Source organism: Methanothermobacter sp. CaT2 (assembly GCF_000828575.1).
Lineage (GTDB): Archaea > Methanobacteriota > Methanobacteria > Methanobacteriales > Methanothermobacteraceae > Methanothermobacter.
Window position 1 is genome coordinate 1,628,339 of record NZ_AP011952.1, and the last position, 26,998, is coordinate 1,655,336.

33 protein-coding genes are annotated in these 26,998 nt (G+C 47.3%); 18 read left to right on the top strand and 15 right to left on the bottom strand.

Annotation, left to right across the window (positions count from 1 at the left end; all coding sequences use genetic code 11):
• The first annotated feature begins 23 nt into the window (after nucleotides 1-23).
• Nucleotides 24-1,133 carry a VWA domain-containing protein gene (locus MTCT_RS08455; RefSeq protein ID WP_048176342.1) on the top strand — a complete coding sequence of 370 codons (1,110 nt, stop codon included), beginning with the start codon at nucleotides 24-26 and terminating at the stop codon, nucleotides 1,131-1,133.
• A 606-nt stretch (nucleotides 1,134-1,739) separates the two neighbouring features.
• Here the strand turns inward: MTCT_RS08455 and nucS are convergent.
• Nucleotides 1,740-2,492: an endonuclease NucS gene (nucS, locus tag MTCT_RS08460; protein ID WP_048176344.1), complete on the bottom strand. Its 753-nt coding sequence runs from the start codon at nucleotides 2,490-2,492 to the stop codon at nucleotides 1,740-1,742.
• A gap of 143 nt (nucleotides 2,493-2,635) precedes the next feature.
• On the opposite strand from nucS, the gene MTCT_RS08465 reads away from it, so the two are divergent.
• On the top strand, nucleotides 2,636-4,030 hold the full coding sequence (locus MTCT_RS08465; RefSeq protein ID WP_048176346.1) for a M48 family metallopeptidase: 1,395 nt from the start codon (nucleotides 2,636-2,638) through the stop codon (nucleotides 4,028-4,030).
• 39 nt (nucleotides 4,031-4,069) lie between these two features.
• On the opposite strand, the gene MTCT_RS08470 is transcribed toward MTCT_RS08465, so the two are convergent.
• Nucleotides 4,070-4,396: a hypothetical protein gene (locus MTCT_RS08470; RefSeq protein ID WP_048176347.1), complete on the bottom strand. Its 327-nt coding sequence runs from the start codon at nucleotides 4,394-4,396 to the stop codon at nucleotides 4,070-4,072.
• A 108-nt stretch (nucleotides 4,397-4,504) separates the two neighbouring features.
• Between MTCT_RS08470 and MTCT_RS08475 the strand changes: the two genes are divergently transcribed.
• The 5 genes from MTCT_RS08475 (at nucleotide 4,505) to MTCT_RS08495 (ending at nucleotide 6,792) form a co-directional block, all read left to right on the top strand.
• Entirely contained in the window at nucleotides 4,505-4,735 is a 231-nt protein-coding gene (locus MTCT_RS08475) for a ferredoxin (RefSeq protein WP_048176348.1), read from the top strand.
• Between the two features lie 29 nt (nucleotides 4,736-4,764).
• The gene (locus MTCT_RS08480; RefSeq protein WP_048176349.1) at nucleotides 4,765-5,727 is read left to right on the top strand and encodes an alpha/beta fold hydrolase; all 963 of its coding nucleotides are present in this window, start codon (nucleotides 4,765-4,767) and stop codon (nucleotides 5,725-5,727) included.
• Between the two features lie 22 nt (nucleotides 5,728-5,749).
• Complete coding sequence (locus tag MTCT_RS08485; RefSeq protein ID WP_231855384.1) at nucleotides 5,750-6,022, top strand: DUF5750 family protein; 273 nt, start codon at nucleotides 5,750-5,752, stop codon at nucleotides 6,020-6,022.
• A 67-nt stretch (nucleotides 6,023-6,089) separates the two neighbouring features.
• Complete coding sequence (locus MTCT_RS08490; protein WP_158498099.1) at nucleotides 6,090-6,362, top strand: hypothetical protein; 273 nt, start codon at nucleotides 6,090-6,092, stop codon at nucleotides 6,360-6,362.
• Nucleotides 6,352-6,792 (top strand): HIT family protein, encoded by a 441-nt coding sequence (locus MTCT_RS08495; protein WP_231855299.1) that lies wholly within the window; start codon nucleotides 6,352-6,354, stop codon nucleotides 6,790-6,792. Before MTCT_RS08490 ends, MTCT_RS08495 begins: the two co-directional genes overlap by 11 nt.
• Nucleotides 6,793-6,914: 122 nt before the next feature.
• On the opposite strand, the gene MTCT_RS08500 is transcribed toward MTCT_RS08495, so the two are convergent.
• Nucleotides 6,915-7,322: a ferritin-like domain-containing protein gene (locus tag MTCT_RS08500; protein WP_048176355.1), complete on the bottom strand. Its 408-nt coding sequence runs from the start codon at nucleotides 7,320-7,322 to the stop codon at nucleotides 6,915-6,917.
• Nucleotides 7,323-7,428: 106 nt separating this feature from the next.
• Between MTCT_RS08500 and MTCT_RS09550 the strand changes: the two genes are divergently transcribed.
• Both MTCT_RS09550 and MTCT_RS09555 read left to right on the top strand, forming a co-directional pair.
• Nucleotides 7,429-7,842, top strand: coding sequence for a DUF362 domain-containing protein (locus MTCT_RS09550; protein ID WP_255350867.1), 414 nt, complete (start codon nucleotides 7,429-7,431; stop codon nucleotides 7,840-7,842).
• 26 nt (nucleotides 7,843-7,868) lie between these two features.
• Nucleotides 7,869-8,528: a DUF362 domain-containing protein gene (locus MTCT_RS09555; protein WP_255350868.1), complete on the top strand. Its 660-nt coding sequence runs from the start codon at nucleotides 7,869-7,871 to the stop codon at nucleotides 8,526-8,528.
• A 46-nt stretch (nucleotides 8,529-8,574) separates the two neighbouring features.
• On the opposite strand, the gene nadA is transcribed toward MTCT_RS09555, so the two are convergent.
• From nadA to rnz, 5 genes are all read right to left on the bottom strand, one after another.
• Nucleotides 8,575-9,492 carry a quinolinate synthase gene (gene nadA / locus MTCT_RS08510; protein ID WP_048176356.1) on the bottom strand — a complete coding sequence of 306 codons (918 nt, stop codon included), beginning with the start codon at nucleotides 9,490-9,492 and terminating at the stop codon, nucleotides 8,575-8,577.
• A 138-nt stretch (nucleotides 9,493-9,630) separates the two neighbouring features.
• Nucleotides 9,631-10,830: a roadblock/LC7 domain-containing protein gene (locus MTCT_RS08515; protein ID WP_231855300.1), complete on the bottom strand. Its 1,200-nt coding sequence runs from the start codon at nucleotides 10,828-10,830 to the stop codon at nucleotides 9,631-9,633.
• Nucleotides 10,827-11,435, bottom strand: a complete 609-nt coding sequence (locus MTCT_RS08520; protein ID WP_048176358.1) for a class E sortase — start codon at nucleotides 11,433-11,435, stop codon at nucleotides 10,827-10,829. Before MTCT_RS08520 ends, MTCT_RS08515 begins: the two co-directional genes overlap by 4 nt.
• Nucleotides 11,432-12,196, bottom strand: a complete 765-nt coding sequence (locus MTCT_RS08525) for a mechanosensitive ion channel family protein (protein WP_048176360.1) — start codon at nucleotides 12,194-12,196, stop codon at nucleotides 11,432-11,434. The genes MTCT_RS08520 and MTCT_RS08525 overlap by 4 nt, the downstream gene beginning before the upstream one ends.
• Entirely contained in the window at nucleotides 12,174-13,094 is a 921-nt protein-coding gene (rnz, locus tag MTCT_RS08530) for a ribonuclease Z (protein ID WP_048176362.1), read from the bottom strand. The genes MTCT_RS08525 and rnz overlap by 23 nt, the downstream gene beginning before the upstream one ends.
• A gap of 102 nt (nucleotides 13,095-13,196) precedes the next feature.
• On the opposite strand from rnz, the gene nadC reads away from it, so the two are divergent.
• Together nadC and MTCT_RS08540 are read left to right on the top strand one after the other, a co-directional pair.
• The gene (gene nadC, locus MTCT_RS08535) at nucleotides 13,197-14,036 is read left to right on the top strand and encodes a carboxylating nicotinate-nucleotide diphosphorylase (RefSeq protein WP_048176363.1); all 840 of its coding nucleotides are present in this window, start codon (nucleotides 13,197-13,199) and stop codon (nucleotides 14,034-14,036) included.
• Between the two features lie 140 nt (nucleotides 14,037-14,176).
• Entirely contained in the window at nucleotides 14,177-14,566 is a 390-nt protein-coding gene (locus tag MTCT_RS08540) for a hypothetical protein (RefSeq protein ID WP_013295231.1), read from the top strand.
• On the opposite strand, the gene MTCT_RS08545 is transcribed toward MTCT_RS08540, so the two are convergent.
• From MTCT_RS08545 to MTCT_RS08555, 3 genes are all read right to left on the bottom strand, one after another.
• A complete protein-coding gene (locus MTCT_RS08545; protein WP_048176366.1) occupies nucleotides 14,563-15,153 on the bottom strand; it encodes a ZPR1 zinc finger domain-containing protein in 591 nt (196 codons plus the stop codon). The genes MTCT_RS08540 and MTCT_RS08545 overlap by 4 nt on opposite strands.
• 105 nt (nucleotides 15,154-15,258) lie before the next feature.
• Complete coding sequence (locus MTCT_RS08550; protein WP_048176368.1) at nucleotides 15,259-16,218, bottom strand: 3H domain-containing protein; 960 nt, start codon at nucleotides 16,216-16,218, stop codon at nucleotides 15,259-15,261.
• A 28-nt stretch (nucleotides 16,219-16,246) separates the two neighbouring features.
• Nucleotides 16,247-16,594, bottom strand: a complete 348-nt coding sequence (locus MTCT_RS08555; protein ID WP_010877438.1) for a roadblock/LC7 domain-containing protein — start codon at nucleotides 16,592-16,594, stop codon at nucleotides 16,247-16,249.
• 128 nt (nucleotides 16,595-16,722) lie between these two features.
• Between MTCT_RS08555 and MTCT_RS08560 the strand changes: the two genes are divergently transcribed.
• The 5 genes from MTCT_RS08560 to MTCT_RS08580 all read left to right on the top strand — a co-directional run bounded on the left by MTCT_RS08560 (nucleotide 16,723) and on the right by MTCT_RS08580 (nucleotide 20,947).
• The gene (locus MTCT_RS08560) at nucleotides 16,723-17,775 is read left to right on the top strand and encodes a DUF1611 domain-containing protein (protein ID WP_048176370.1); all 1,053 of its coding nucleotides are present in this window, start codon (nucleotides 16,723-16,725) and stop codon (nucleotides 17,773-17,775) included.
• On the top strand, nucleotides 17,776-18,135 hold the full coding sequence (locus MTCT_RS08565; protein WP_013295235.1) for a cell division protein SepF: 360 nt from the start codon (nucleotides 17,776-17,778) through the stop codon (nucleotides 18,133-18,135).
• A 7-nt stretch (nucleotides 18,136-18,142) separates the two neighbouring features.
• Nucleotides 18,143-19,240: a DUF2226 domain-containing protein gene (locus tag MTCT_RS08570; RefSeq protein WP_048176371.1), complete on the top strand. Its 1,098-nt coding sequence runs from the start codon at nucleotides 18,143-18,145 to the stop codon at nucleotides 19,238-19,240.
• Between the two features lie 72 nt (nucleotides 19,241-19,312).
• Entirely contained in the window at nucleotides 19,313-20,092 is a 780-nt protein-coding gene (locus MTCT_RS08575; RefSeq protein ID WP_048176372.1) for a septum site-determining protein MinD, read from the top strand.
• Nucleotides 20,093-20,113: 21 nt separating this feature from the next.
• Entirely contained in the window at nucleotides 20,114-20,947 is an 834-nt protein-coding gene (locus tag MTCT_RS08580) for a carbohydrate kinase family protein (RefSeq protein WP_048176373.1), read from the top strand.
• Here MTCT_RS08580 and MTCT_RS08585 read toward each other — a convergent pair.
• Nucleotides 20,944-21,750: a TatD family hydrolase gene (locus MTCT_RS08585; protein ID WP_369798265.1), complete on the bottom strand. Its 807-nt coding sequence runs from the start codon at nucleotides 21,748-21,750 to the stop codon at nucleotides 20,944-20,946. The two genes, MTCT_RS08580 and MTCT_RS08585, sit on opposite strands and share 4 nt — an antisense overlap.
• A gap of 48 nt (nucleotides 21,751-21,798) precedes the next feature.
• On the opposite strand from MTCT_RS08585, the gene MTCT_RS08590 reads away from it, so the two are divergent.
• Nucleotides 21,799-22,647 carry a winged helix-turn-helix domain-containing protein gene (locus tag MTCT_RS08590; protein ID WP_048176375.1) on the top strand — a complete coding sequence of 283 codons (849 nt, stop codon included), beginning with the start codon at nucleotides 21,799-21,801 and terminating at the stop codon, nucleotides 22,645-22,647.
• 130 nt (nucleotides 22,648-22,777) lie between these two features.
• On the top strand, nucleotides 22,778-23,545 hold the full coding sequence (locus tag MTCT_RS08595; protein ID WP_231855302.1) for a winged helix-turn-helix domain-containing protein: 768 nt from the start codon (nucleotides 22,778-22,780) through the stop codon (nucleotides 23,543-23,545).
• 2 nt (nucleotides 23,546-23,547) lie between these two features.
• Here MTCT_RS08595 and glyS read toward each other — a convergent pair whose 3' ends face one another.
• The 3 genes from glyS to MTCT_RS08610 all read right to left on the bottom strand — a co-directional run bounded on the left by glyS (nucleotide 23,548) and on the right by MTCT_RS08610 (nucleotide 26,995).
• Nucleotides 23,548-25,239 carry a glycine--tRNA ligase gene (gene glyS, locus MTCT_RS08600; protein ID WP_048176377.1) on the bottom strand — a complete coding sequence of 564 codons (1,692 nt, stop codon included), beginning with the start codon at nucleotides 25,237-25,239 and terminating at the stop codon, nucleotides 23,548-23,550.
• A gap of 18 nt (nucleotides 25,240-25,257) precedes the next feature.
• Complete coding sequence (dcd, locus tag MTCT_RS08605; protein ID WP_013295244.1) at nucleotides 25,258-25,851, bottom strand: dCTP deaminase; 594 nt, start codon at nucleotides 25,849-25,851, stop codon at nucleotides 25,258-25,260.
• 79 nt (nucleotides 25,852-25,930) lie between these two features.
• Complete coding sequence (locus MTCT_RS08610; RefSeq protein WP_052457431.1) at nucleotides 25,931-26,995, bottom strand: DUF1512 family protein; 1,065 nt, start codon at nucleotides 26,993-26,995, stop codon at nucleotides 25,931-25,933.
• Between the last annotated feature and the right edge of the window lie 3 nt (nucleotides 26,996-26,998).

Consider the following 26,998-nt stretch of genomic DNA (forward strand, 5'->3'; position numbering starts at 1 on the left):
AGTGAAACTGGAGCACATGTTTCATGGAGAAAATAATTCTTCTTTCGAATATTTTAAGGGATAAGGGACTTCCTGTAAGTATAAGGAGCACCAAAGACGCATTTTCAGCCTATAAAATATTCAAAAACAGACCTGAGCTCAGGGAGGCCCTCTTTTCAGTTTATGTTAAGGACATGAGGCACTCAGAAGATTTCATGGACGCCTATAATGAAGTTTTCGGGGGTCTGGATGAAGAAAGTGATGAATCATCCGGTTCAGGGAAGGGTGAGAGGATCAGGTCTTCAGAGGAACATACCCTAGGTGAAGTCACAGAGGGCATCAATATTGAGGATTTGGCGGAAATTCAACCTGAAATCCCGGATATCTTTGACTCCAGAACCGATGAGAGCCAGATCCTTGACAGGGATATGTCCACCCTCAACACGTTCGACCCCGAGATATTTGAGCTCTGCCGCAGACTGGGAATGAAAATTGCCAATAGAAGATCCAGGAGGCTCCGCCGTTCAAAGAAGATGCGACCCGATATAAGGCGGAGCATAAGGAAGAACATGAAGCACGGGGGCACGATAATTGAACTCGTGAGGTCAGAGCCCAGGGAGAGAAAGAGCCAGCACATATTCCTGAGTGATGTGAGCGGTTCCTGTGACTGGATAAGCAACTGGTTCTTCTGCATAGTCTACGCGGCCCAGAAGACGTTCTACAGGTCACGTTTCTTTGACTTCGACAGCAGGGTCATTGAAACGACCCACCTACTTGATGAGGATGACCTCTACGATGCCTTCAGGAACCTCAGGGAGTCCAGAATAAGGAACCTCATGCTCCATGGGACATCAAACATGTACACAGCCTTCAGCGACTTTCTTGAAAATGTTAATTTCACAGGAAAGTCCTGTATAGTGATCCTCTCAGACTGCAGGGACTGGGCAGGGCCAAGGAAGGAGGGGGCCCCTGAAAGCGCTGAACTGGTGGCTGAAATGTCTGAGAGGGCAAGGAAGGTCCTCATACTGAACCCTGAACCAAAAAAGAAGTGGGACGTTGTTGACAGCTGTGTTTCAATTTACAGGGATGCCGGTGCAGCTGTGAAGGAGGTCAGGACCTTAAGGCAGCTGGCAGAGGTTATAGAGGGTCTCTGATGGGCATAACTGTTTTTAAGAGGATATAAAAATGCTCTTAAACCTTTATCCTTTTACCTTACTTCAGGATAAGGGTGACCCTCTCTTTACGTATCAGCTGTCCAGTTTTTAAAATGCGCCAGCTGCTCTGTTAACTGCATCCACGAGTTCTGGAGATTTTCACCGCCACTTTCAAAGGGGAAAAAGCCAGCAGGAGCTAAAAAAATTCATGGTGTAATTCAAAGTTCGGGATTTTCCTTCATCTCTTATTTAGAGTTTTTTTGATCCACTTTATGGGATATTTTTCGTGTTTGAATTTCATTCCAGACCTGAAAATTCAAGAAATTTACCATCGAAGGTTATCAGTACTGGACTCTCTTCGCTCATCATCCCTTCCACTTCGATCATTTCAACCCCCCTAGAGTCATAGTATTAATATGGGATTCAGAGTATTTAATATTGCCGAGCCTTTGAAAATTAGGTATTCAAATCCGGTTTCATTTTAAAAGCAGACTTATGATTTTATTGCATCAAAAATTAGTGTTGAGGCAATGAATATTTTAAACATTTAATAATGAAACCGGAACTTTAAGCAGCTGATAGGGTTAGTTTAATGGATGCAGAGATTCAGAGGAAGTTATCCAGTGTAACCCCCCTGTTTGATTTAAGTTCCCTGGGGGGCTCGATCTCCCTGAACTCCAGCCCCTCATCCTCCAGCATCTCCAGGGCATCATGGGTTATTGATGGGGCCACCAGAATGCCCCTCACACCCACCCGGTCATCCCTGAATTCATCCACATATCTTCTGAGCTGTTTAACAGCACTCACACCGGCCTTTCTGCTTTTAAGTTCAATTATCATGAGCGAACCATTCTCATCCTTACCCAGAATATCAATGAAACCGGAACTGGTGGCATATTCCCGGGCAACGGGTCTGAAACCAGGCTCGATGAGATGGGGGTGCATTATTATCATGTCCCCCATGTCGCTTTCATGGCCCGATACGGTGAGCTCATGCATATCCCTTGGAAGGTAGGAGGAGATGAGGTGTATCTCATGGAGCTCAACCTCAAGGCGCTCCTCAGGGGATCTCCTGATACTTTCGAGAAAGAGGCTTCCACGCTTCATGTAGACCCTGCACCTTGATCTGGGGGGCTGCCAGTTAACAGGGTCCACCTTTCTGTCCTGGTGGACCATGAATGTTCCATCCGGTTTTATAACGATGAGCCTCTCACCGGCACCAAGGCTGCTCCTGGCACGCCCCTCATAGGATGCACTGCAGCAGGCAAGTATCACTATAAGAGAGCGCTTCCTTATACCCTCCTCTAGCAGCTGGTATGCCTCATTTCTGGATGGATTTTCAGATACCCTGCACTTCATGTTTATCAGCGGCCCTATTTTTCACAGTTCTGACCTTACAGAGGTGTAATTTCTGTTCATCTGGATGTAAGATTTAATATCAATGCTGAAGTTATATATACTCTGCGAGGCAGTGCCACAAGAGAAATGAAAGTTGGTTGTCCATGATAAAGGAATTTGTTATAGGAACCGAGCTTGCACCGGCATATTACGGGGATCTCCTTGAATTCATCCGGCGCTACTATCTCATGCCCGGTGACTTCGATGAAATAAGAAGAGATGGCCTGAGGCTTGTTTTCAGGGCATGGAGGGATGAGGGAATAATATATGGTGAGATAATCGCCGGCGAAAACCTCAAACTGATCCTCGAATACCCTGCGGAACTCGGGGAATGGGCAGAGGCCATATATGAGGACATATTCACATCCATCCAGGCATTTGAGGATATGATGAGGCAGCACACAGTGTACTTTGCCTGGGTGGAGGGGGAGGATATAATCCCTGAAAGGCCCCCGACAGGGAGGGGGATGGCATCAAAGGGCATATTCGGAAGCAGCATGCTCCTTGTCTATGTGCTCTTCTTTGGTGTCAACATAATCCTATTCATCATTCTGGGGTTCTATGCAGTTATAGCGATCCTCCTCATGCAGCTCGGTATAATACTCCTCTCAGACCGCATATATGCCGGGATGGGTGAATGGGTTATAACCCCAGAAAACCCCAGCGTACACATAATCCAGTTCCAGCTCCCTGAAGACGAATTCAAATTCTTCATAGATAAGATGGGTAATGAAGCGATCCTGAAAATCAAACGTGAAATTTACAGGCTTTCCCTTGCAGAGAATAGGCCTCCCACATGTGAGGATGCACGGGGAGTCCTTGAAAGGTACGGCTTCAGGTGCAATCCACTCTATGAGAGGTCAAGGACCGTTAACCTTTACTCCATAATTGAAGATGCTGCCGGGGCATTCGGGATACCGGTACCCAGGATTGTTCTCTCCAACACCATGATAGCAAACGCCGCTGCAACGGGTCCAAGTCCCCGCAGAGGGCTGGTACTTGTAACAACGGGGCTCCTGGTCCAGTTAACCGATGAGGAGGTGCTTGCGGTTATAGGCCATGAAATGGGGCACCTTGTCGGGAGGGACCCCATAATACTTTTCAGCATAGTGTCTGCCGAGTTTGTAATGAGACTCACGGTATTACTGCCGGTTGTGCTGGTTTCCCCGCTTCTCTACATAATCATTGCAATGGGTATAATATTCTTTGTGGCCAAGTTCTTTGAGGCAAGGGCTGACCTCCTATCTGCAATGATTATAGGAAAACCGGAGGTCCTTGCGAGGGCCCTCAGGAAAATAGGTTACCAGAAACTGGCACTTGAGAAGTCAGGCTCCCAGAGGATATCCGGGTGGACGGCCTGGGACCCCCACCCCCCCATATACTTCAGGATAAAGCGGCTTGAAACTCTGAGGGATTATGAGAACGTGAAAAGTCCCCTCATCAGATCAGCGGTTGATGTGGTAAGAGGATTCAGGGACTCTCTAAGGCAGTTTTTTTAGGTTATGGTTGGTTATCTCAGAAAACTCCAGCATCTGATTTCATTCAAACCTTGAGAGGACCTCTGCAACATCATCAAGTTTTATCTCATCGGGGCCCCGGATACCATACCTCATGCATATGGATTCAACGGGTTCACGGTTTACAAGGTAATCAAAGAGGTCCCTGTACTCATCTTCACTGTAATCATGGTCCTCACGTGTGGCCTTCGCAAGTTCAATTATGGCCTCCCTTAAGAGGCCATCTATTCCCCTTTTACTGGCGAGGCTGTCAAGGAAATCATTTCTTTTAAGGTCCTCGCCAAAGAATTTTTTAAATGACCTTCTCTGCTGGAGGCCCTTGTAGATGATTATGAGTTTATCCTGCATTTCCCGTGCTTCACCCTTTCTGATAATCTGAAACCCTCCATTCAATCACTAACTATTTTTATCAATTTCGCCATACAATAAAACAGTTCTGATTCTCAGGGTGACAACATGTACAGGCTTGAACTCGATAGGACCATGTGTATATCATGCGGAAACTGTATCGAAAACTGCCCGGAACTCTTTGAATTCGCGGATGATGGTGTCTCATCCCTGGTGGGGGTTGAAATATCTGACCTCCAGGTTAAGGAATTTGATGACCCATCATGCAGCGAAAAGGCGGCAGCCAACTGTCCTGTCATGTGCATAAAGCTTTACAGTAATGGTGAGGAGATCACATAGTTTTCACTGGTTGATTAAGGAGCAGTAAAATGGAGGAAGGCAAACCATCATACTTCAATCTCGGTGAATTCAGATTTGAATCAGGAGAAAAACTCAGCGATGTAAGGGTTGAATACAGAACCATCGGGGAACCCTCCCTGAATGATGAGGGTGAAATAGATAATGCTGTCGTCTATATACATGGGTGGAGTGGAGACTTTTCTTCAGTTAAAAGGATAGCTGACCTCACAGCACCTGGAGGCGCCCTTGACGGGTTCTTTGTGATATCCATGAGCTCCCTGGGGTCCCCTGGTTCGGCTTCACCATCCACAACATCACTTGGAGATGAATTTCCCGCCTACACAGTACTCGACATGGTGAACTTCCAGAGACAGTTTCTCAATGAGAGATTTGGCATAAAAAAGGTCAGGGGAGTCATAGGGACATCAATGGGGGGATTTCAGGCGCTTCAGTGGGCTGCAGAGTACCCTGATGAGATGGAGTTCCTCATGCCCCTTGTAACCTCCTGGAGAACAAGGGGAGTTAACTATGCACTCTTCAGTTACATGAACCACCTCATTGAGTCAGACCCTGACTTTGTCGCGGGCAGAAAACCCGGGAGGGCCCTGTCACTCTCATCCATGCTCATGTACCTCTATGGACTCTCAAGGGAATACTACAGTGGCCTTGAGAACCCCGAGCTGGAGTCGGCGATGAGGGATATGGGGTCAGAGGGGGAACTCATGGACCCCAGTGATGTGCTGTGGAGGAACAGGGCCGCCATGAACCATAACCTGGAGGGTAAGCTAGGGAGGATAAGGGCAAGGACCCTCATATTCGGGGTGAACCAGGACCAGTACTTCCCACCGGAACTTGACACGATCCCCATGGCCGAACTCATACCTGGCTCTGAGTTGATTCTATTTGATTCTGAATGTGGACATCTGGGAGTGAATGAGATAGGTAAATATGGTGAAATCATAGCTTCATTCATTAAAGGTGACAGTGAATAAGAAGGAAGGTGTTTATTTGCAGGTGAAGGTTGAGGATTTTGGCTTCAGTGAGGATAAATGCATGAACTATGTACTCTACAGGGTGTCAGACATTGATGATGATGTCAGAAGGAAACTCATGGAGAGACTTGAGGAGGACACAGAGGAGGACAACGGAGACCTTCTGATAACAGTTTTCTATGCGCAGGAGTACTTCCCCTTTGGCTCAGAGGAGGCAAAGGTGCGCATGGACGACTTCATTGCAAGGGAGGAAATTGAGATGACAGTATTCCTCTCCAGTGTCCTCGAGGACTGAAATCATTCAGATGACCCTGAGTTGCTGGTTCCGACGGAGATAGGGGGACATGCATTCTGAGCCTTCTGTGGAAGTTAAAAAAATCGAAAAATCCGGTGATAAATGGAGGGTTGTTCTGGAACTACGTATTCCAGGACATGGACTATTAGAAATTCTGGATGAACTTGAAAGAAGATTCAGAGACTACTCATTTCGCGCAGATGGCAGGGATATAACCGTTGAGGCGTCATTCAGGATCCTCGAACCATGGGAGGATGAACCGGCGGAGGATGTGGTTGAGTCCATGGCACTGGAACTTCTCTCTTTTATAACTGGTGGGGGGCTTCGGGGTGAAATTTGATGGCTACGGGTTCGGCAAATACCTCTATGAGAGAAAGAGGTGGGCTGTGTTTCTCGCACCAAACCAGAGCAACCTTGGAACGTGTGTAGTGGCCCTCAAAAGGAGGGAGGAGTTTCTTGGAAACCTAAAGAAGGATGAATGGGATGAAATGATCCTTATAATATCTGAACTTGAAAATTCAGTGAGAAAGGCATTTGGGGCCGCCATGTTCAACTGGGGAGTCCTTCTTAACTCTTTCTACCGTGAAAACACCCCTCCACCACAACTGCACTGGCACTTCATACCCCGCTACAGAAATGAGGTGGTAGTGAATGGGGAGGTCTTCGATGACCCCTTCTTTGGTTACATGAGGCCAAGGCCCCCAAGGAATATCTCAGAGGAGACTCTCCAGGAAATAAGGAATAAAATGCTGGCCTGGATAAAAAGGTAGAATCATTGCGTGAATGGATACAGAACGCTTGGGTAGAGAAGCTGGATCATGCCTTGAAATGATGCCTTGGATAAATAAGATTAAAAAATTTATTGGCCTGCGGGCAGTAAGCATACAGAATTTTATCGAAGACGCTCCAGCCGCTCCCTGAACTCCTTGCGGTGCCTCTTTTCCTCATCAATTATATGTCTTAAAACTCCGGTGACCTCATCATCGTCAATTATCTCTATCTGCCTCTCATACTCTTCAATACCCTCTGTTTCCTTCTGGATCTGCCTTTCAAGGCCCTCAATTATATCTTCACCAAGGTAATCCACTTTGCCGATCTCCATTGAGGGTCTGCCGCCTCTCTTTGTTATGAGGTCCGCAAGCCACCACATGTGCCTCATCTCATCTGCCGCGATTCCTTCAGTTAGCCTGCTGAGGTCACAGTCCTCTATAACAAATGCGTTGTAGGTGTACATCATGGTCGCCTCAAGTTCATGGCGGAAGTCGATATTCAGGAGTTCTATTATCTTTTCAGTGTCCATAAAAATCCACCTCAACGTAATATCTGTCCCTCTGGATATATAAGTGGTTCTCACCGTGAGAAAAAGCCCATATACCCTCTGGAATAAATAGAGTAATGGTGATTGGATGCCAGCGGAGGTTTATTTTTCAGATTTCAGGGCAAGGTCCAGGAACGAGAACAGGGGCATGAAGATACAGAGGATATTTGACGCGGCCTTTGGCGAACCCTTCTCTGGGGATGACATCGTGGCTGTTAAGGTGCACTTTGGTGAACGGGGCAACGACTCCTATGTGAGCCCTGTTCTGGTGCGCCACGTTATTGAAAGGATAAGGGAGAGCGGGGCATCCCCTTTCCTAACGGATACCAACACCCTCTACTATGGTTCAAGGCATAATTCGGTTGATCACATTGAAACAGCCATACTCAATGGCTTTGATTATTCCGTTGCCGGGGCACCTCTTATAATTGCAGATGGGCTTCATGGAAACAATGAGGTAACTGTGCCTGTGAAGGAAGGCACTTCAGTGAGGTTAAAATAGCAGGTGACATTGCCGAGGCATCGGCAATGGTTGTCATATCACACTTCAAGGGTCACGGGATGAGCGGATTTGGAGGGGCCCTCAAGAACCTTGCCATGGGATGCGCCACCATCCAGGGAAAGATTGAACAGCACGAGTGCGCAAAACCCGTGGTGAGGGGTGAATGCACTGAATGCGGAGAGTGCGTCTATGAATGTCCCGTGGATGCCATGAAACTCCATGATGGCATCATGATAGAATACGATAGGTGCATTGCCTGCATGAACTGCCTTGACACCTGTCCCAGCGAGGTATTTGACCTTGACTGGGAGAGGGACATACCTGAGTTCATTGAGAGAATGATGGAGTACGCCCTCGGGGTAACATCCACCATTGACAGGATATTCTACCTGAACTTCCTCATGGATATAACCCCCGACTGTGACTGTGTACCCTGGAGTGACAGGAACATAGTTCCCGACATAGGGATACTGGCATCAGAGGATCCAGTTGCAGTGGATACAGCAAGTTACCACCTTGTGAACCTGGAGGAGGGAATCAGGGGGTCAATGCTCGAGGAGAACCATGAGACCGGGGGGGATAAGTTCAGGGGTGTGTGGGGTGACGTTGATGGAACCCACCAGATGGTATATGCAGAGAAACTCGGTATAGGGGCGCGTGATTACAGACTGATTGAAATACCATAATAAGTGCACAGGGATGTATTGAATCTTATGGGGTGAGGTTTGGCTGTTACTGACGGGATACCTCTATCATCCTCTCAACAGCCCTCCTGGCCCTTTCAGCCACATCATCAGGAACCGTTACAGTGAATTCCTCATTGACCAGCGAATTTTTAACCTTCTCAAGGGTGTGCAGTTTCATGTTCTCACATATGGCCTCTGCAAGGAGGGGGATTGTTTCCTTATCTGATTCAAGGTCGAGACGGGCTGTCATGTCAACCTCTGTACCTATTATGAAGCGCTTTCTGTCTGACTCCAGGACCCTCCGCAGCATTCCGCCGGTGCTCAGGATGTGGTCCGCCAGTTCCTGAACTTCAGGGTCACATTCAGGGTGTATGAGTAGTTCAGCGTCGGGGTACTCCTCCCTCTTTGCAGCAACATCAGCAACAGTGAACATCTTATGGACATAGCAGTAGCCGTTCTCTGGGATGGGGATTATCCTCTTGTCGGTGTGCTGCTGAACATACCATGCAAGGTTTCTATCGGGGCCAAAGAGTATTAGGTCCTCATCCAGACTTTCAACTACTTTGACGGCATTTGCAGATGTGCAGAGAATATCCGCCTCTGCCTTTGCCTCTGCAAGGGTGTTAACGTATAAAACAACTGCAGCATCAGGGTATCTTTTTCTGGCCTTTCTGACGTCCTCTGCACTTAGCATGTGTGCCATGGGACACTCCGCACCCCTGTCAGGTATCAGGATCTTCTTATCAGGGTTGAGGATGTAGGCTGTCTCAGCCATGAAGTCCACGCCACAGAAAACAACAATGTCCCTATCATGTATTTCGCTTGCCTTCATGCAGAGTTCAAGTGAGTCACCTTTAAAGTCTGCAATTTCCTGTATCTCCCTTTGCTGATAGTTATGGGCAAGTATGATAGCATTTTTCTCCTTCTTCAACTTCAGAATATCCCTTTGCAGCTGATTTAACATAAGCGTCCCTACTGAAAAATTATATGATAGAATCAAGAATTAAGGCAATCTATCTATAGGGGTTAATGTTTTATAAATATTTCCATAAAACAGGCACCCTGAGTGAAATCATCCTTTATTCTGGAACTCTGGGATCCTTTAATCCCAGATCTGCCTTAACTCTGGGTGGATGGTCTCTGTTATCCCAAGTTCATCCATGGCATCCCTGTAGGCCATGTATATTGCTGTAAACTCTGGCCTTATCATGCCCCTGAATGCACCATATCCCATAACACGCCCGTAATTCTCTGTTATTGATATGATTATTATTTCCATGTCCCTCTTTATCTCCTCAAGGCCGTATCCTGCAGCTGAGATGTTTTCCCTCAATTTTTTGAAGTCAACTGATGCATTGCTGAGGACACCAACCCCCTCAAGGGTGATTGGACATTCATCGTGTGGAAGGGATTTGCGGAGCATACCCCCTGCAGGGGCCACACCCATAATTTTACTGGCCCCTATTGACATCGCAAGGAGGATATGCTCATAGATAAGAAGTGCTGTTTCCTTTTGGGCTTCGGGGTCAGATGGGACATCAATGGATTTGAGTTCCGGGAGGGATAGTGGTGGCCTCACCTCCGGGATGGCTTGTGACTGCAGGGACCCTTTAAATTTGTCTTCCACCATGGGTTTTTCTATTTTCTCTTCCAGGGGCTCTGGTTTTTCAATTTCAGGTTTTTTGAGTATTTCTACCTGTTCATGCACCACGCCAGTACTGATATCATGCACAGGGTCCTGTTTCTGCCCAGTGGCTTCAGGTTTCTGTTCTGCAATCGTAACATTGATTTCATCACCCTCAGGGATCCCACTGACGTCTGAACCTGCAGATTCGGAAGTGATACTTGCTTCAGAACCTTCGGATTGGGGGGTGATACCTGCTTCAGGCTCCATGGTTGATTTAATCCCTGCGGCTGATGACTCCTCCTTGACATATTCCAGTTCATGGAGTATTTCAGGGTCTGAAAGTCTCTCCATGACCCTTCTTGCAAGGAGGATCACCTTGCCAAGGTTTGACCTTTTATCAGCAAGCACAAGGAGATGGAGGTCATCGTTGAGCAGGACCATCTTCCCATCGGGAAACTCAATAACGGCAGACTGATAGTCTCCCTGCCCCGCCCTTTTGAGGAGTTTACCTGAAGCATCTGCCATTACACTGGCCATGGATCCAAGGTTTCCGCTGGAGGCTCCCCTGCTGTAGAGGATGCTGCCTGAACTGTCAGTTACGATTACCCCCTCAACCCCTTCAACTTCCAGGATTTCACCAACTATCTCTTCAAGTATTCTAAAACCCCCACTCACATGTTCTCTCTACGCACAAGTTTGCAGTGTGTTATCCAGGCAGCCTTCTTTTTGCCTGGAGGATAACACGTTATGAGCATGAGCCTGGCCTCCCCATTCTGGGCGAAGCGCACGGGATTGACCTTATAGTCCCATCTTATATCATCACCATTGGATGTCACCACATATACGTAGCGCCTTGAGGAGAGACGGTCCTCTATTATAACCCTATCCCCCCTCCTGAGGGCACCTATCCTTCTAAATGGTCCTGAATAGGTGGTTCTATGCCCCAGGATCCCACAGTCACCTGCAGACCCCGGCATGACACTTTCAGGGTAGTGGTAGACCGATTCATAGGCATTCACGGTGTCTTCCCTTATCCAGCACCTGACGCCTATCGCGGGTATTATGAGCTTCCCAATTACCGGTCCGCTTGAGCCTGCAGCTGTGCTGGGGCCTGAAGGGACAGGATCAAAAAGTTCTCTGGGTGCATTCCTGTAGTTTTCAAGGTGAACACGTGACCTTTCCAGGGTCTGGTAATCCTCAAAGGCCTTTATAATGATGCCTGAGGTAACCGATACGAAGAAAAGGCATATGATGGCTGCGTAGATGCTGTTTCTTCTCATTCAAAACCCTGCATTTGATCCTGTTTAGAATAACCTTCAAGGACCTTTTTCACATGAGACGCAATCACGTAACGGTATTTCGTTACCTTTTTTGGATCAGGGACCCAGGCTGTCACCTTTGCCTTTATCCCGGTATCTGTAAATTCAAGGACAATGAGCCCGGGCTCAGGGTCCTTCAGTATACCTGGAACTCCCATGAGAACATCCTTAACTTCAGATTCAAACTTTTCAATATCAACACCGTAGTCAAGGTTGACCCTGAGTTCAACCCTCCTACTTTCCTCTGCACTGTAGTTGACGTATGCTGTTTTGGAGAAGGTTGAGTTGGGCACCGTTACTATTTTGGCGTCAGGGGTTTTTATTGTTGTTGTCCTGAAACCCACCCTTTTAACCTTACCCTTCTGCCCGGCAACCTCAATGGTGTCACCAACCCTGAAACTCTTATCAGCCAGTATGAACATCCCGGAGATGAAGTTGGATATGATGTCCCTGGATGCAAAACCCACCGAGACACCGGCTATACCCAGACTCACGGTTATGGCGGTTACGTCTATTCCAAGTTCCCTCAGAACTATGCTAAGGGCTATGATGTATATGCTGTATTTTATTATGTCATTGAGGACCTGTATGAGTGTAAGGTCAAGGTCCCATTTTCTGGTGGACCTCTTGAGGAAATATGAGGCCCACTTAACAAGTAGAACAGCGGCCATCACCGTGACGATTATGATGAGGATGGTTTCAGGACCTGGAACCGGAATCATCAGCCTTCACCTCCACGGTCATGAGGTCATCTGCAACATAGGTTTCAGGGAAAACCTCCCTTGCGGCGTTCAGAATAACCTCGGTCCGCTTGTATCTGGTGCTAAGATGTGTGAGTATCAGTCTCCTGACGCAGGCAGATGCAGCAACCTCCGCGGCTTCCCTTGCAGTGGAATGCCCACTTTCAGCCGCCTTATCCTCACTTCCAGCCTCAAAGGTTGACTCGTGTATCAGAAGGTCCGCTTCACGGGCAAGATCTATAACGGACTCACAGGGGCGGGTGTCCCCTGAGTAGCATATCTTCACACCCCGCCGTGGGCTTCCAAGGACCTCCTCTGGTTTTATGATCCTGTCACCAGCCCTCACAGGCATGCCCCTGTGCAGCTTTCCAAAGGCAGGACCCGGTTTGAGTCCAAGTTCAATTGCCTTCTCCCTGAGGAACCTCGGCCTCTTCTTCTCCTCAAAACAGTAGGCGAGGTTGAATACCGAATGGGAGGCGGGTGCCGAGGTAATACGGTAGTCCTCCTCCTCAAGGACGGTGCCGCCCCTAACCTCATGCACATGGATATCAAAATCGAGCGTGAAGTAGCCCAGCTTCATGATGGATTCGTGGAGTTCATGGATTCCTGGGGGCCCATATATCTCAAGGGGCTCCTGGCGCCCCCTGAAGCCCATTGACTGTATCATTCCAGGTATCCCCAGGATATGATCCCCGTGTAGATGTGTTATGAACATCCTTGTAACCTTCATGGGGCTGATGCCTGCAAGGGCCATCTGTCTCTGAGTTCCCTCACCACAGTCAAACAGGAATACCTCACCGGGGATTCTAAGTGCTATTGATGTGTGGTTCCTGTTCTTTGAGGGGACAGCTGATGATGTACCCAGAAATGTAACTTCCATCATATCACTCTTTCAAAGGTTCTTGGAGGATATCTGCTGGAGATCTGCTTCATGGACATAAAATTTATAATTCTTCCCTTTATATTAATTTAGGGGATCTTCATGATTGACATTCTCAGGGAAATGATCAGGGCAGACGTGGGGTTTGAGGATATAACAACTGAGGCACTTGTTGAAAGGGGCACAGTGGCAGTGGCGGATGTCATAGCAGGAGAGGATGGCATAATTGCAGGTATGGATGTGGCAGGGATCATAGCCGCGGAATTCGGAATCGAAATGGAAAGGCTGAAAATGGATGGTGATCCGGTTAAAGCCGGTGAAAGGGTTATAAGCCTCGAGGGGGAAGCTTCAGATATCCTGAAGATCGAGAGGACAATGCTGAACCTCATGATGAGAATGAGCGGCATAGCCACCCTCACACGAAGCATTCTGGAGCGGGTGAGGGCAGTGAACCCTGATGTGAGGATAGCAGCCACCAGAAAGACAACTCCTGGACTGCAGTGGTTTGAAAAGCAGGCAGTTAAAATTGGTGGTGGGGACACCCATCGCTTCAGGCTTGATGACTGTGCAATGATCAAGGACAACCACATAGCAATCGCTGGAAGTGTGGAGGACGCGGTGAGGCGGGTTAAGGAACATGTAAGCTTCACAAAGAAGGTTGAGGTTGAGGTTGAAAGGCCAGGTGACGCGCTACTGGCGGCAGAGGCAGGGGCCGACATCATCCTGCTTGATAATATGAACCCCGGGGACGTCAGGAAGGCACTGGAAGAACTCGAAAGTGCCGGGCTGCGGGACAGGGTAATTGTTGAGGCATCAGGGGGTATAAAACCTGAAAATATAGATAAATATGCTTCCACTGGAGTTGATGTAATATCAATGGGGTTTATAACCACATCCGCCCATCCAGTTGACCTCAGCCTTGAGATAAGGGAACTGAAATGACCTTTAATTCTGGTAATCAGAACACTTAATTTAATTAAAGAGGGCCTATATTTTCTGTTGTTATATTCGGTGTTTCTTTGATTATATGGAATACATTTATATACCTTGAGCCTGATATAGTCACATGGAGGTAGAAACCTATGGAGAATGAAGAGATTCAGAATAACAATGCTGATATGGAAGCTGAAGAGGAAACCGAGGAATTACCCTTTGCCAAGGCAGAGGTTGTCAGGCTCATGAAGCAGCACCTTGACAGTGACAAGATGATACGTGAAAGGGTCAAGGTTGAGATGAATAAGTTCCTCGGAGAAATCCTCGAGAAGGTATGCCAGCAGCTTAACCAGTACCCCTATGCCACAGTGGAATACGAGATGCTCAAGGAGTGCATATATCCATACAAGAACATTGAGAGAATAAACCAGGAAAAGGAACGCCTCCTGGCACACCTTGAGGCAATAAAGGCCGACTGTGATGCAATGGGTATGGATATCAAACGCACACTCAAACTAAGGGATGTTGATGAGGACTAGTCCTCCTCATCAATCTCATCTGACTCAAAAACCAAAAATCCTGTCTTGAGGGACTTTATTTCTTCATCTGAGAGCTTTTCCCTCACAGCAGTGGGGTGGCCAACAAAACTCTGCCCGAATGGATCCTCAATTATAACTGTGACATTCCTTTTTCCCCCGCGAACTTCACGGAGCATTTCCAGGATCTCTGAGGCCTTTTCCTTTGATTCATCCTCCTCAAAGAGGTTGATGGCCGTTTTAACGGCGGTTTCAAATCTCTCAACAACACCCTCAATGTTGGAGATGTAACCTGTTGACCTGGGGCCCGGTTCAACCTTGAGTCCGAGTTCAGGTATCCTTATGGTTGCTGACTGGGACTTAACGACCCTTGCGTTGAGTGTTTTGTCACCCACCTCGATTGTGTACCTTGATGGTTCCTTCTGCTCAAGGCAGATTATATCTGTGCTTCTGTAGCCACACCTGCTGCAGATGAGTACGGATTCCATTATCTCACCGAAGTAGGGGATCTTCTCAACCCTACTGATGGCGGTCATACACTTCTCTCCACTGCAGACTGGGCAGTCGATCTTCATATCCTGCTGGTTCAATCTGTCACCCCTGTGCTCCTGATTACAGAACGCAAATTAAGTGAATGGATCATCAAATTTACACTGTGATATTCAGTTCTCTTCCCGGCAGATAAGTCCCGGTGTTCAGTTCTCTTCCCGGTATATCAGTCCCTTTTCCTTAAGTTCATTCAGTATCTCCTGAAGACTCTCAGGGTCCGGTGCGCATATCCTGTGGCTGTGGATGTTATCTGAAAGCGTGTAAAGCCTTTCAAGATCTCTTTTTCGCTTTGGACTCTCATTTAACCGCTTAAGAAACCTTTCAGCCTCAACAGGATCGTATACATTGACCTCACGTTTGAGTGGCTGTGAAAATCCAGGTATTGGATAGGATACGTCAACGATTCTTCCGCCATGCCTTTTAATGATGATGTCTATAACCTCACCGAGGCGTTCAACAGGGTGCTGAAGCGTCACCTCGGCGCAGTTTTCCCTTATGAATGACAGCATCCTTTTGATGGTGCACCTTATGTCGTCGTTGTTGATCACCGGTACGTCATGCTCCCTCGCCTTTCTTACAAGGTAGTCATGTATGACACGGTTCTCACGGAAGTATTCAAGGTGTTTTCCACCCCTCTTTACCTCCATGGCCCTCTTAACGAAGCGCTCCTTATGGACATTCTCCTCGGCAGAGAGGACAAAAAAATGGATTGATGCGTTTTCCTCAAATTTTTCAATGTCCAGGAGGCCAGGAAGGAGGTGGACGCCCTCTATGGTCACATCATCAGAGTCAGCAACAGCCCTTTCAATAACCTTCTCAACTGCAGGAATAACGAATGAGGCGTGTTCCTCAAAACCCGCACATATCAGTGACTCAATGTTGTTGTTACGGAAGCGCTCTTTGTCCCTCAGTGTTGTGTAGGCATCAAATGAGGACTTATGGAGCGCGGGAGCATAATCTGGCCCGATTATGCCCCTTACGATCTCCCTTATGAAATCTGTTTCTATAAGGTGCTTTATGTTTAACTCCCTGGCAAGTTCCGATGCAACGGTGGACTTTCCAATCCCTGAAGCACTTCCTATAAGTATCACATAGGGTTTTCTCAATTTTCACGCCCCATAATTAAAATAGAGGTTATGTAAGGAGATCCTTAACGCGTTCGGCACTTCTCCTCATCTCGATACGAATAAGACCAAGATTTATATCAACATCGGTTATCAGTACAAGTATTCCCTCCCCGGCGTCTATCATGAGGGTCTTACCCCTGGTACCCTCAATCATAACCTGTTCAAGGGGCTCATGCTTTATTTCCTCGGCGGACCTTTCTGCAGTACCGAAAACTGCTGAAGCCATTGCAGCGACCAGTTCCCCGTCTATATCGGATGGAACCTCACTTTCGATTACAAGACCATCCTTACCAACAACAAGGGAACCATTTACCCCATTGATCCTACCTAAATCTTTAAGTATTCTTGCTATCATACTATGCCTCCATAAACAGAGTATTCTACCCAAAATATATATGCTTTAAGCATTTATTAATTAAATGAGTATGACTAACTAATTAACAGTTTCTATTTGATTCCAGCAAGTATTAAAGGAGTGATTATTTGCACATATTATCTTCTGTCGAGGAACTGAGGGAGCTGAATCCGTTTATAATCATTGGATGTGGCGGTGGAGGAGAAAAATTTGCAAATTTTGAGGGAGTCGAACCTGTAGGATTTGTTGACGATGACCCCAGAAAGCATGGAAAGGACTTCTGTGGTTTTAAGGTATCATCAAGCCTCCTTAAGCTTATAGATGAGACCGATGCAAGAAGTGTTGCAATAATGCTCCCCATAGGTGCAGAGGGCACCGCCCTCAAGTATGCTGTCCAGGCGATAAATGAGGGTAAAAATGTTGTGACCTCATTCAGATCACTCCCACTGGCAGATAACACTTCCCTCATAAAATTTGCAGAGCAGATGAATGTAACAATCAAGGAGATAAGCCCCCGCCTTGACAACGTAAGGAAAATATTTGGGGTTGCACCCCCACGCTGCACAGAGGTACTCCCCAAGATAAAATACAGGCACAGGGCACCTGTGGTATTTGTTGGGGGCACCTCACAGGAGTGCGGCAAACGTACAACCACAAGGCTCCTGGGAAAGGAGGCAAAGGAAAGGGGCCTTGAGGCGGGAGTTATCTCAACCGATGAGATGGGTCTTGAACAGCCGGTTGACATAAATTTCCGGGCAGGGAGCCTCTCTGTTATGGATGTTGCAGCGGCTGTTATGGGCTCGGTGAAGTACCTTGAGGAGGAGAAGGATCCGGATATAATATTCATAGAGGGCCAGTCAAGCCTCACTGAAAGGAAAAACCCACACCCAAGGGGTTTATCGGCCTCAATACTTATAGGGGCAATGCCCGACGTTACGGTGCTCTGTCACAGGCCAAACCACCCCTACAGAAAACCAAGGGGGATAAATGAGGAGATAAGGGCCATAGAGGCAATCGAGCCAACGAGGGTTATAGGGATTTCCTTAAATTTAAGAAACATGAATGACAGATCAATAATGGAAAGGTATGAAGCACGCTTTGGGCTTCCTGTTGTTGATGTTAAAAATGGGGGGGCTTCAAGATTAATGGACGTGATCATGGAGCACATAGGGGAGATTTAGTTGAGGGACATTCTCGAAATGCTGAAGAAAAGTGTGGGACTTGATGAGGAAGTTAAGGAACCCGAGGAGACGGAAACCATAATAGTGCCGGAGCACTCCTTCTACGAGATCATTCTCCTGAAGGCAAAATCCATTGGCGATGTGGACGATGCCCTCTCCCAGGTGACCGATGAGAAGAATCCGGTTATACTTGATCTCACCGAGATCCAGAGAGATAATCCATCGGATTTCAAGACAGTGGGGGAACGCATAAAGGATCTCAGAGAGAATCATGGTGCAGAGGCGATACTCCTCTGCAATAAGGAGAAAAATGTGGTGATAATAACTCCACGGGAAATTAAACTCATCAGAAAGGGGTAGTGAACGTATGGAGCTTCCGATAACCAAGCCATCCAAGATTTCCTACGGTGATGAGATAGATTTCAGCGAACTTCTTGAAAAACTTGCATCAGATGAATACAATGGATTCATAAGGATTACACATGCATCCGATGAGGGCTACATTCTATTCAGGGATGGGATACACGTTGCAGCATCATACGACCGATACATGAAGGAGGAAGCTCTTGAAAGGATAATGGAAGTGGCCGATAAAACAGATACCCTCATAGAACTCTTTGATCTTAAAAGATCACAGCTGGATTACCTCATGGATATAAACAGAATTTATACAATAGAGCAAAGAGATGAGAGGGTAATCGAGCCTCAAGCGGTGGAAGAGGAAGATTACTTCAATCCAAAGGAGGCAAGTTACAGGCAGCCCATAACAGATGAAGAGACGCCTGAAACGTCTGAAATAGCCGTTGGTGCTTCCCCTGACATTGAAGATACTGAATTCACAGGTGCTCTGGAAGGTGAAGATGCAGAATCAACTGAAACCCAATCAAAGCCTCAGGTAGAGGTTACAGGAGAAGTTACTCAAGAACCCCAAACTTCAGAGACCGAAGAGTCCCCTGAAATTCCCGCCGCTGATGAATCGACTGATGCTGACACTGAAAAGGAAGAGAAACTTGAAAATGAAGCTCCGGACTCCATGGATGTGCCTGACTCCAAACCCCTCAGCAGAGACGAGCTCATGAAAAAATATGGCCTCAGGGATATAGGTGAAGAGGAGGTCGAAAAGGTCCTTGAGACGTATAAGGGTGGTGCAATCACAGATATCGATCCTGAACGGGTTGAACTGACCCTTATGAATAAAATAAAAATGTCTATACTGGGAATACCCCGTATAAAGGGTGCTGAAGTGATAGTTTTCCTTGACAACACATATGACCTCAGTGGAAAGATCAAGATAATGGTTGAACATGAGGGTAAGGGTATTTTCTCAAGGATCATGGGGGATTCAAAGGAGGAGGAGAACCTCAAGTTTCATATAATGGATATCGTCGAGATGGAACTCAGGAAAACCTTCAGGGATTTCCCTGAGATAGTGGATAACTTTGAGGTGAGTATTGAGGTGCGGTGATCTGCTTTTTGCTGTACCGGACATCAATATTTATATTAGGATGACTGTTATTATCTATGTGGAGGTATTGGAATGACAAGAGTGATTACAGTCGCATCAGGTAAGGGAGGTGTGGGGAAGACAACCATCACTGCTAACCTGGGTGTTGCCCTCTCAACCTACGGTGAAAGGGTTGTTGTGCTTGACGCTGATATAGCAATGGCAAACCTTGAACTCATCCTGGGGATGGAGGGAAAATCCGTCACACTTCATGATGTTCTCGCAGGTAACGCTTCAATTGAGGACGCGGTTTATGAGGGTCCCAATGGCGTGAGGGTGGTACCTGCTGGCATATCCCTTGAGGGGCTCAGAAACGTTAAACTTGACCGCCTTGAGGATGCACTCGCATACCTCATAGAGGATACTGATATACTCCTTATAGATGCTCCTGCAGGTCTTGAGAAGGACGCTGTTGCCGCACTTGCAGCTGCAGATGAACTTCTTCTTGTCACAACACCCGAAGTGCCATCAATAAGTGACGCCCTCAAAACAAAGATCGTCGCAAGTAAACTTGGCATCAACATAATAGGTGTTGTCATAAACCGTGAGCAGTACGATAAAACCTTCCTGAGTGTTGAGGAGGTTGAGACAATACTTGAAGTTCCTGTTATCGCGGTGATACCTGATGATCCCGAGGTGAGCAGGGCAGCAGCCTTTGGTGAACCCATAGTCATTAAGAATCCAAAGTCACCTGCAAGCAATTCCCTGATGAAACTTGCAGCGGACCTCATCGGTGAGGAATACCAGCCAATAGAACCAGACAAGCAGGGTGTTATCGCCAAACTCATAAGCGGTTTGATGGGGCGAAGGTGATCACCCCGGTGATTTATTTTGATGAGTGTTGTCAGTGTTGGAACCTGCAACATGGATTTTATTTTTCGGGTGCCCAGATTCGTTGAACCGGACTCTGAGATGAACATAGAAGATTTAAATGTCGTTCCAGGGGGTTCTGCGTTCAACTTTGCCGTCTGGATCTCCCACCTTGGATTTAAGGCTGGTGTTGTGTCGTCGGTGGGCAGGGATGTTTACGGGGATATGATCACATCCCTTCTGGAATCGAAGGGCGTCGATACATCCCGCATATCAAGGCAGGCTGAAACAACTGGTATGGCCTTCATATCAGTGGATGGGACTGGCAGGAGGTCCATTTATTCCTACATGGGTGCAAACGCCACTCTTGAAATTGGTGAGGCAGAATCAGAATATATAATGGCTGCAGATGCAGTTCATCTCAGCGGCTGCTACATTGAGGTTGCCAGCGCGGTTTCAGGTATCAGGAACGTCTCCTTCAGCCCCGGCACACTCCTGGCATCATATGGCATTGAAAGGCTTTCAGGTGTTCTTGAGAGAACCAGCATAATATTCCTTAATGATGATGAACTTGAGATGCTAACCGGCTCCGGGAGGTCAGGGATTGAAAGACTTCTGGAGGCCGGGGTCGGGAACGTTGTTGTGACCCATGGACCCAGAGGGGCATCCTTCTTTTCAGAGGACCACTCAGAGGCCCTGGAAATTGAGGCTGAGGATGCGCTGGATACCACCGGGGCAGGGGACGCCTTTGCAGCGGGTTTCATGTCAATGTGGCTTAGAGGTTCAGAGCCAGGTGAGTGCCTGAGAAACGGTCACAGGGTGGCACGCAGGGTGATTTCAAGGATTGGCGCATTTTAGATTGGGCTGATTTTAAGGAGATCCCCTATGTTTCCATCAGAAACCCGCCTTATGTCACTGCGGCTGAAACCCTCCATCTTCATTCTCTGAACTGTTCTTGGAACTGAAAGGGGATCAGATGGCGCTGAGCTCATGTCACTGTTAAGTACAAACCTTTCTGTTCCATATTCACGCAGAATTTCAACGGCTTCCTCTGGCGTAAGCTTTTCAGGTTGCACAGTCAGTCCCAGCATGCACTCGGTTTCTACAAGCTCCGGGAGAACCTCCATGTTAACATGTTCCACCACCACCATGGACTCATCGATTGTACCATCGATCACATCCATTATCTGGGGGGTAATATCGGCCTTTCCTCTCCGCGGGGTGTGGACAATCACAGGGTAACCAAGTTCCTCAGCCACTTTTAGCTGAGATTTAAAGACATCCTTTTCAATTTCCGAACCAGAGTCAAGACCCACCTCACCAACAGCAACCACAGACGGATTTTTGAGGAGATCTGGGAGTTTTTCAATCACCCTTTCAGGGTCACGGGGTATTGCCCGGGGGTGTATTCCAAGGGCGATATAGAGTTTTAACCCATTGCGGGCGGCCCTCTCAGGGTCCACTGTTACCAGTCTCCTGAAATGCGCCATGACAACATCCGATGATGTCATCTCCAGAGGGTCATGGGCACAGGTAATGGCCCCCTCTATACCACTCACAGCCATAAGTTCAAAATCTTCAAAGGGTCTCGTATCCGCATGTATATGGCTATCTATCAGTTCAAAACCTCCTTTAAACCACTGCAACTGTAAATTGCTCAATAAAATATTTAAAATCTGATGAATATAAAGACATAAGGAGGCTGTTTGATGTACGAAGAGAGGCTCACTGACGTATACGAATATCTCTATGAGGATCTTCAGTTCATCCTCAAATCCAGCATAAGGTTCAGGATAATGGTTTCGCTTCTCAGGTCACCAAAAACCTTTGATGAGATTAAAGGGGAGGTTAAGGTGAGCCTTCCAGCACTTTACAGTAACATAAGATTACTTCTTGAGGAGGAGTCCATCACCAGGAGGGGGGACTCTTACAGCCTCACCTCAGAGGCAACCCTCAAAACCCTCTCAGCACTGAAATTAATGAACTCTGTGAGGGTTATAAATGGATTTGATGAAATCTGGCTGAATCATGATATCAGCGGGATTCCTGAATACCTAATTGAGGATATTGACTGGCTCATAAATTCTGAACTCATCAGGTCAGCGCCTGAGGATATATACAGGCCCCACAACACCTACAGAAAACTTATAGAGGATTCTGAGGAAGTTTATGGCGTATCCCCCATCTCTCACAGGGACCTGGTTGATATCTATGAGGGGCTCCTGGAAAGGGGGGTTCATGTTGAACTTGTCCTTACAGATGGCGTGATACGGGAGATGGTTTTAAATGCAAGTTTCGGGCTCCTCAGGACTGCAATTAAGAACAGAAACCTTAAGGTTCTCCGATTTCAGGGCTCATTGAAGATTGCGTTCACGGTGACCGATAAGTTCCTCTCACTGGGTCTTTTTGATAGCAGAGGATTTTATGACCAGAACAGGGATATCATGAGTACTGACAGTAGAGCCATTGAGTGGGGCTTCCGGCTCTATGAACATTACAGGGAGAGATCTGAAAAGCTTGGCATCAGAAACCTGACTGGAATAATGTTATCAATGTAGGGGGCAGAGGATGGAACTTAACAGTGATTTTAACCTACTTTCAGGGTTTTCGGATGACATTCATGATTTGCTTGCTGAGATCAGATTTATAGCAGGATCCCGGGTGCGATCAGGTGTAATACTCAATCTTATGGACGGAGAAAAAAGGGTTTCTGAGATCAGGGACATCATAAGGACCTCAAATTCAGCCACCACACATGCACTCATGGAGCTGGAGGAAAGGAGGCTGGTGGAGAGGTCCTCAGATACATGCAGACTAACTTCAAAGGGAAAGCTTATGGGAATCACCCTATCAAAATTTATGAACTCAATGGATGCTGTGAGGCTTCACAGGGAATTCTGGAACAAACATTCAATTGGATCAATTCCAGCGCGGTTCCTCATGGACATAAACGTCTTCAGGGACGCCTACATTGTTGAGGCAACACCAGATGACCTCCAGAGACCATATACCACCTACCTTGAGATGCTGGATAACGCCACACACCTCAGGGCAATGCTTTCATGCTGCCTTCCCAGGCACACAGAATCAATAGCAGGGTTCGTTGAAACTGGTGGAAGAGTGGAGCTCATACTGACACCTGATACATATCATGTTTTTCTTGGGGAGTCTGGTTTAATGAACCTCCATGAACTCATGGATTCAGATTTACTGAAAATTGGGGTTCTCCCTGAGAACCAGGAGATCTCATACCTGATATCTGACACATTTTTCTCAATGAGCCTCTTTAAAAGGGATGGCTTTGATTCATCAAAAACGGAAATCCTGTTGGGTCATGGGGATGAGATTCTCCAGTGGGGGAACAGTCTGTTTGATTACCACTGGAGCCTCTCATCGGTACTGGACAGTGAATCTCTGGGCAGCGTCAGGGAGACCCCGCTTCCTCTGGAGGAGTAGTTTCAGGATTTTATAAATTCCTCTAACTTTGAATCCAGTTCCTCAATCTTCAACCTTATCTGACTGCAGTCATCCCTGCTCCTGAGGGTCACTGTTCCATCCTCAAGGGTTTCATGGTCCACTGTAACCGCAAATGGAACCCCTATTTCATCTGAACGGGCATACCTTCTCCCTATGGTCCCTGAGGAGTCAAATTCAGCTATGAACCCTGATTTTCTGAGCTTTCTTTTTATTTCAAGGGCAACCTCAACCATTTCTTTCTTGTTTACAAGGGGGAACACGCTGACCTCCACCGGCGCAACATGGGGTGGGAGTCGGAAGTAGGTCCTGTCATCTTCATCCACAAGGGAATGGAGGAGAAGGGTGTAGATTATTCTGTCTATACCGAACGATGGCTCTATGACATGTGGATAGACCTTTTCTCCTGTCACAACTTCCTCCACATCCTCAAAGGTGACATCATCTGGCAGTATTTCGAATTCACCGTCAAGGATGAATTTGCCCTCATTCCTGAGTGCTTTTTCCACTTCATCAGCTTCAATTTCACTGAGTGCCTGGGCTATCCTTGCAGCGTCCTTGCGGAACCTTGGACCGAGTCTGCCCATGTCAGGTTTAACAGCGCGCCTTTTAATTTTCTTTGGTTTTTCGTATTCTATGAAAACCCTTAGGTCCTCGCCGCTGTACTGGCTGTGGGATTTTAGATCATAGTCTGTCCTGTCGGCTATCCCTATAATCTCTATCCAGCCATAGGAATCTGTGAATGCCTCAACGTCCCAGCAGTCAATTGCATAGTGGGCCATTTCAGAGGGAAGGTGCTGCCTGAACCTCAGGGCATCCTCGGGTATTCCTATATCTGTGAGGAACCTCTTTGCAAGGCAGAGGTGGTATGTCAGTATTTCACTTGATACAATGCCCTTTTCAACCGCTTCAGCAGCGGTCATCTCAGAGGGCTCTGAACCATCAAGCTGGTCATCTGCAGAATATAATCTGAGTTTATCCCCTTTAACAGTATCAAAATCAGGGTGTGACTTGTCTTCAGGGTTGACGAATATCTCTGCCTCTGCCTGTGTGAACTCACGGAGCCTTATAACACCCTGTCTGGGTGATATCTCATTGCGGTATGATTTGCCCAGCTGAACAACGCCGAATGGCAGGCGGTTTCTGAAGAACCTCAGAAGCCTCTTGAAGGGTATGAATATCCCCTGGGCAGTTTCAGGTCTGAGGTACCCTGTTTTTTTTCCTTTAGCCCCTATCAGGGTCTGGAACATGAGGTTGTAGCTCCATACATGGGTGAGGTGTCCACCACACCTCGGGCACCTTATAGCCTCATCTGATATGATCTCTGTAAGCTCCTGGTTTTCGAGGCCCTCAACATCCCTTCCTGTTGCATCCTCGATTATGTGGTCGGCCCTGTAGACATCCATGCACTCCTTGCACTGGGTCATTGGGTCATTGAAGTGGTCAACGTGTCCTGATGCCTTGAGGGCCTCCTCTGGCATTATGGTGGGGGACTCTATTTCATAGAAGCCCTCCCTGACCACATAGAATTCACGCCACCTGTTCATTATCTTGTTCTTGAGTGTTGCTCCAAGTGGTCCGTAATCCACGAAACCTGCCACACCTGAGTAGATTTCAAATGAAGACCACAGGAAACCTCTCTTCCTTGCAACGGTCATTGTCTTTTCATGATTCAACATGATCACTCCTTTTCATCAGATCCTTGAGGTTCTTATTTCATAATCATCCTTTATCCTGCTTGTCTGGGGCCTTGTCTGGCCGATGTATTTGCTGTCACGTGATGGGTGACCATATGGTTTCTCTGCAGGACTTGTCATTGTCTCGAAGACTATCTGGCAGACCCTCTGGCCAGGGTAGAGGGCCACCGGCATCTTACCTATATTGGATATCTCAAGGGTTATCCTTCCATGGAAGCCAGGGTCCACGTATCCTGCAGTTACATGCATGGTTATGCCGAGCCTCCCGATGGATGACCGGCCCTCAACCCTTGCAACAAGGTTGTCTGGCAGCCCTATGTATTCATAGGTTGTTGCAAGGGCAAATTCACCTGGATGTATTATGAATGGACCCTCCTCGACATGAAAGGTCTCCATGTAGGACTCTATATCTGCGGGGTCCTTGGGGTCTATGCAGGGTTTTCTTATAACCCTGAATCCCCGGAATTCATCGCCTATTCTGAGGTCAACTGAGGATGGCTGTATCTGCCTTTCAGGGTCATCAAGGGGGTCTATGGTTATCAGTCCCTCCTCAAGGTACCTCTTTATGTCACGGTCGCTGAGTATTGCCATTAAAACATCTCCTCTTCATTTTAGGGGTATTTTTCCTTCACCTTGCTCTCGCCAAAGCATCTCCTCTTTATTCTCAGGATCATTCTTGTTCCTTCACTTTGATTTCCCCTGGCTTTTCAACGGCGTCAGGGATGCCGCTGCTGTTACCCACGCCTATTATGAGAATTGAATCTGCATCTGACCTGGATATTATATCCTCTATCCTTGAGCGGGCGACGCTGCAGGCGTCAAGTATTTCCCTCGTCATATGGGACATTGCCTCCTCGGGGGACATCTTTATTATGATGGCGTGGGTTCTGTGTTCAAGTATCATGTTCTCCATGAACCACTTTTCAACCCCAGGGCCACCTATGGCCACCCCAACCCCCTCAGCCACTGTACCTGTTTTTTCACCCTCCAGTTTGGCGGCAGCATCCACCATTATCACCTCATGGAACTCATCCTCACCGAGGATCTCTTCAAGGGCCTTCACCACCATTCCAAGCCTTGAACCAGGCCCATAAGGCTTCAGAATACCAATATCCTTATCCATGAATCTTTTCCTTACATAGACCATTTCATGCAGGTGTTTTTTACTGTCCTCTTCATCTATGAGCATCCCTGCTGTGAGGGGACCGGCACCGTCACCCAGGGGTAGGGATGATGAGATTGCACTGCAGCCATCCAGGTATGCCCTGGCGGTCCTCATGATCAGCTCAAGGTTCATCTGAAGGGCAACCAGGATCTGAAGGTTTCCTGTCTTCCTTGACAGTTCAAGGTTATGCCTCAGAAATTTGAGGATGCCCCGGATACCTGCGGTCACCTTTATACACATTATTATGTTAGCCTTTTTTTTGCCGTCTGCATCCGGGGAAATCTCTTCAACCATCTCCCTGATACGGAGGTCTCCCATCTCCAGGAGCCTCCTGAATTTATCTGCAAGTCCTGATGGATCAATATCAGAGGGGGGTACTATGAAGAACTCCAGGTAGTCATCAAGGAGACCCTCATCTGTGATGCCGCTGAGGTCCATTATTATCTTTCTGGCCTTCTTCTCCATATCATCCAGTTCCCTGATTGCCCCCTCAACCGCAGAGAACATCCTCATCCTGATTATAACAGGCAGGAAAATGATGAGTACGATGAAGATAATGATACCCACCATATC

Bases quoted from the DNA above. Each gene is read 5' to 3' on its own strand.
- MTCT_RS08595 (WP_231855302.1), top strand. From the start codon at position 22,778: ATGGACGGAGAAAAAAGGGTTTCTGAGATCAGGGACATCATAAGGACC.
- MTCT_RS08540 (WP_013295231.1), top strand. From the start codon at position 14,177: ATGGAGAATGAAGAGATTCAGAATAACAATGCTGATATGGAAGCTGAA.
- MTCT_RS08465 (WP_048176346.1), top strand. From the start codon at position 2,636: ATGATAAAGGAATTTGTTATAGGAACCGAGCTTGCACCGGCATATTAC.
- MTCT_RS08480 (WP_048176349.1), top strand. From the start codon at position 4,765: ATGGAGGAAGGCAAACCATCATACTTCAATCTCGGTGAATTCAGATTT.
- MTCT_RS08475 (WP_048176348.1), top strand. From the start codon at position 4,505: ATGTACAGGCTTGAACTCGATAGGACCATGTGTATATCATGCGGAAAC.
- MTCT_RS08610 (WP_052457431.1), bottom strand. From the start codon at position 26,995: ATGGTGGGTATCATTATCTTCATCGTACTCATCATTTTCCTGCCTGTT.
- MTCT_RS09555 (WP_255350868.1), top strand. From the start codon at position 7,869: ATGGTTGTCATATCACACTTCAAGGGTCACGGGATGAGCGGATTTGGA.
- MTCT_RS08500 (WP_048176355.1), bottom strand. From the start codon at position 7,322: ATGGACACTGAAAAGATAATAGAACTCCTGAATATCGACTTCCGCCAT.
- MTCT_RS08570 (WP_048176371.1), top strand. From the start codon at position 18,143: ATGGAGCTTCCGATAACCAAGCCATCCAAGATTTCCTACGGTGATGAG.
- MTCT_RS09550 (WP_255350867.1), top strand. From the start codon at position 7,429: ATGCCAGCGGAGGTTTATTTTTCAGATTTCAGGGCAAGGTCCAGGAAC.
- MTCT_RS08555 (WP_010877438.1), bottom strand. From the start codon at position 16,594: ATGATAGCAAGAATACTTAAAGATTTAGGTAGGATCAATGGGGTAAAT.
- nucS (WP_048176344.1), bottom strand. From the start codon at position 2,492: ATGAAGTGCAGGGTATCTGAAAATCCATCCAGAAATGAGGCATACCAG.
- MTCT_RS08525 (WP_048176360.1), bottom strand. From the start codon at position 12,196: ATGATTCCGGTTCCAGGTCCTGAAACCATCCTCATCATAATCGTCACG.
- nadA (WP_048176356.1), bottom strand. From the start codon at position 9,492: ATGTTAAATCAGCTGCAAAGGGATATTCTGAAGTTGAAGAAGGAGAAA.
- MTCT_RS08455 (WP_048176342.1), top strand. From the start codon at position 24: ATGGAGAAAATAATTCTTCTTTCGAATATTTTAAGGGATAAGGGACTT.
- MTCT_RS08520 (WP_048176358.1), bottom strand. From the start codon at position 11,435: ATGAGAAGAAACAGCATCTACGCAGCCATCATATGCCTTTTCTTCGTA.
- MTCT_RS08590 (WP_048176375.1), top strand. From the start codon at position 21,799: ATGTACGAAGAGAGGCTCACTGACGTATACGAATATCTCTATGAGGAT.
- nadC (WP_048176363.1), top strand. From the start codon at position 13,197: ATGATTGACATTCTCAGGGAAATGATCAGGGCAGACGTGGGGTTTGAG.
- MTCT_RS08470 (WP_048176347.1), bottom strand. From the start codon at position 4,396: ATGCAGGATAAACTCATAATCATCTACAAGGGCCTCCAGCAGAGAAGG.
- MTCT_RS08575 (WP_048176372.1), top strand. From the start codon at position 19,313: ATGACAAGAGTGATTACAGTCGCATCAGGTAAGGGAGGTGTGGGGAAG.
- rnz (WP_048176362.1), bottom strand. From the start codon at position 13,094: ATGGAAGTTACATTTCTGGGTACATCATCAGCTGTCCCCTCAAAGAAC.
- dcd (WP_013295244.1), bottom strand. From the start codon at position 25,851: ATGGCAATACTCAGCGACCGTGACATAAAGAGGTACCTTGAGGAGGGA.
- MTCT_RS08580 (WP_048176373.1), top strand. From the start codon at position 20,114: ATGAGTGTTGTCAGTGTTGGAACCTGCAACATGGATTTTATTTTTCGG.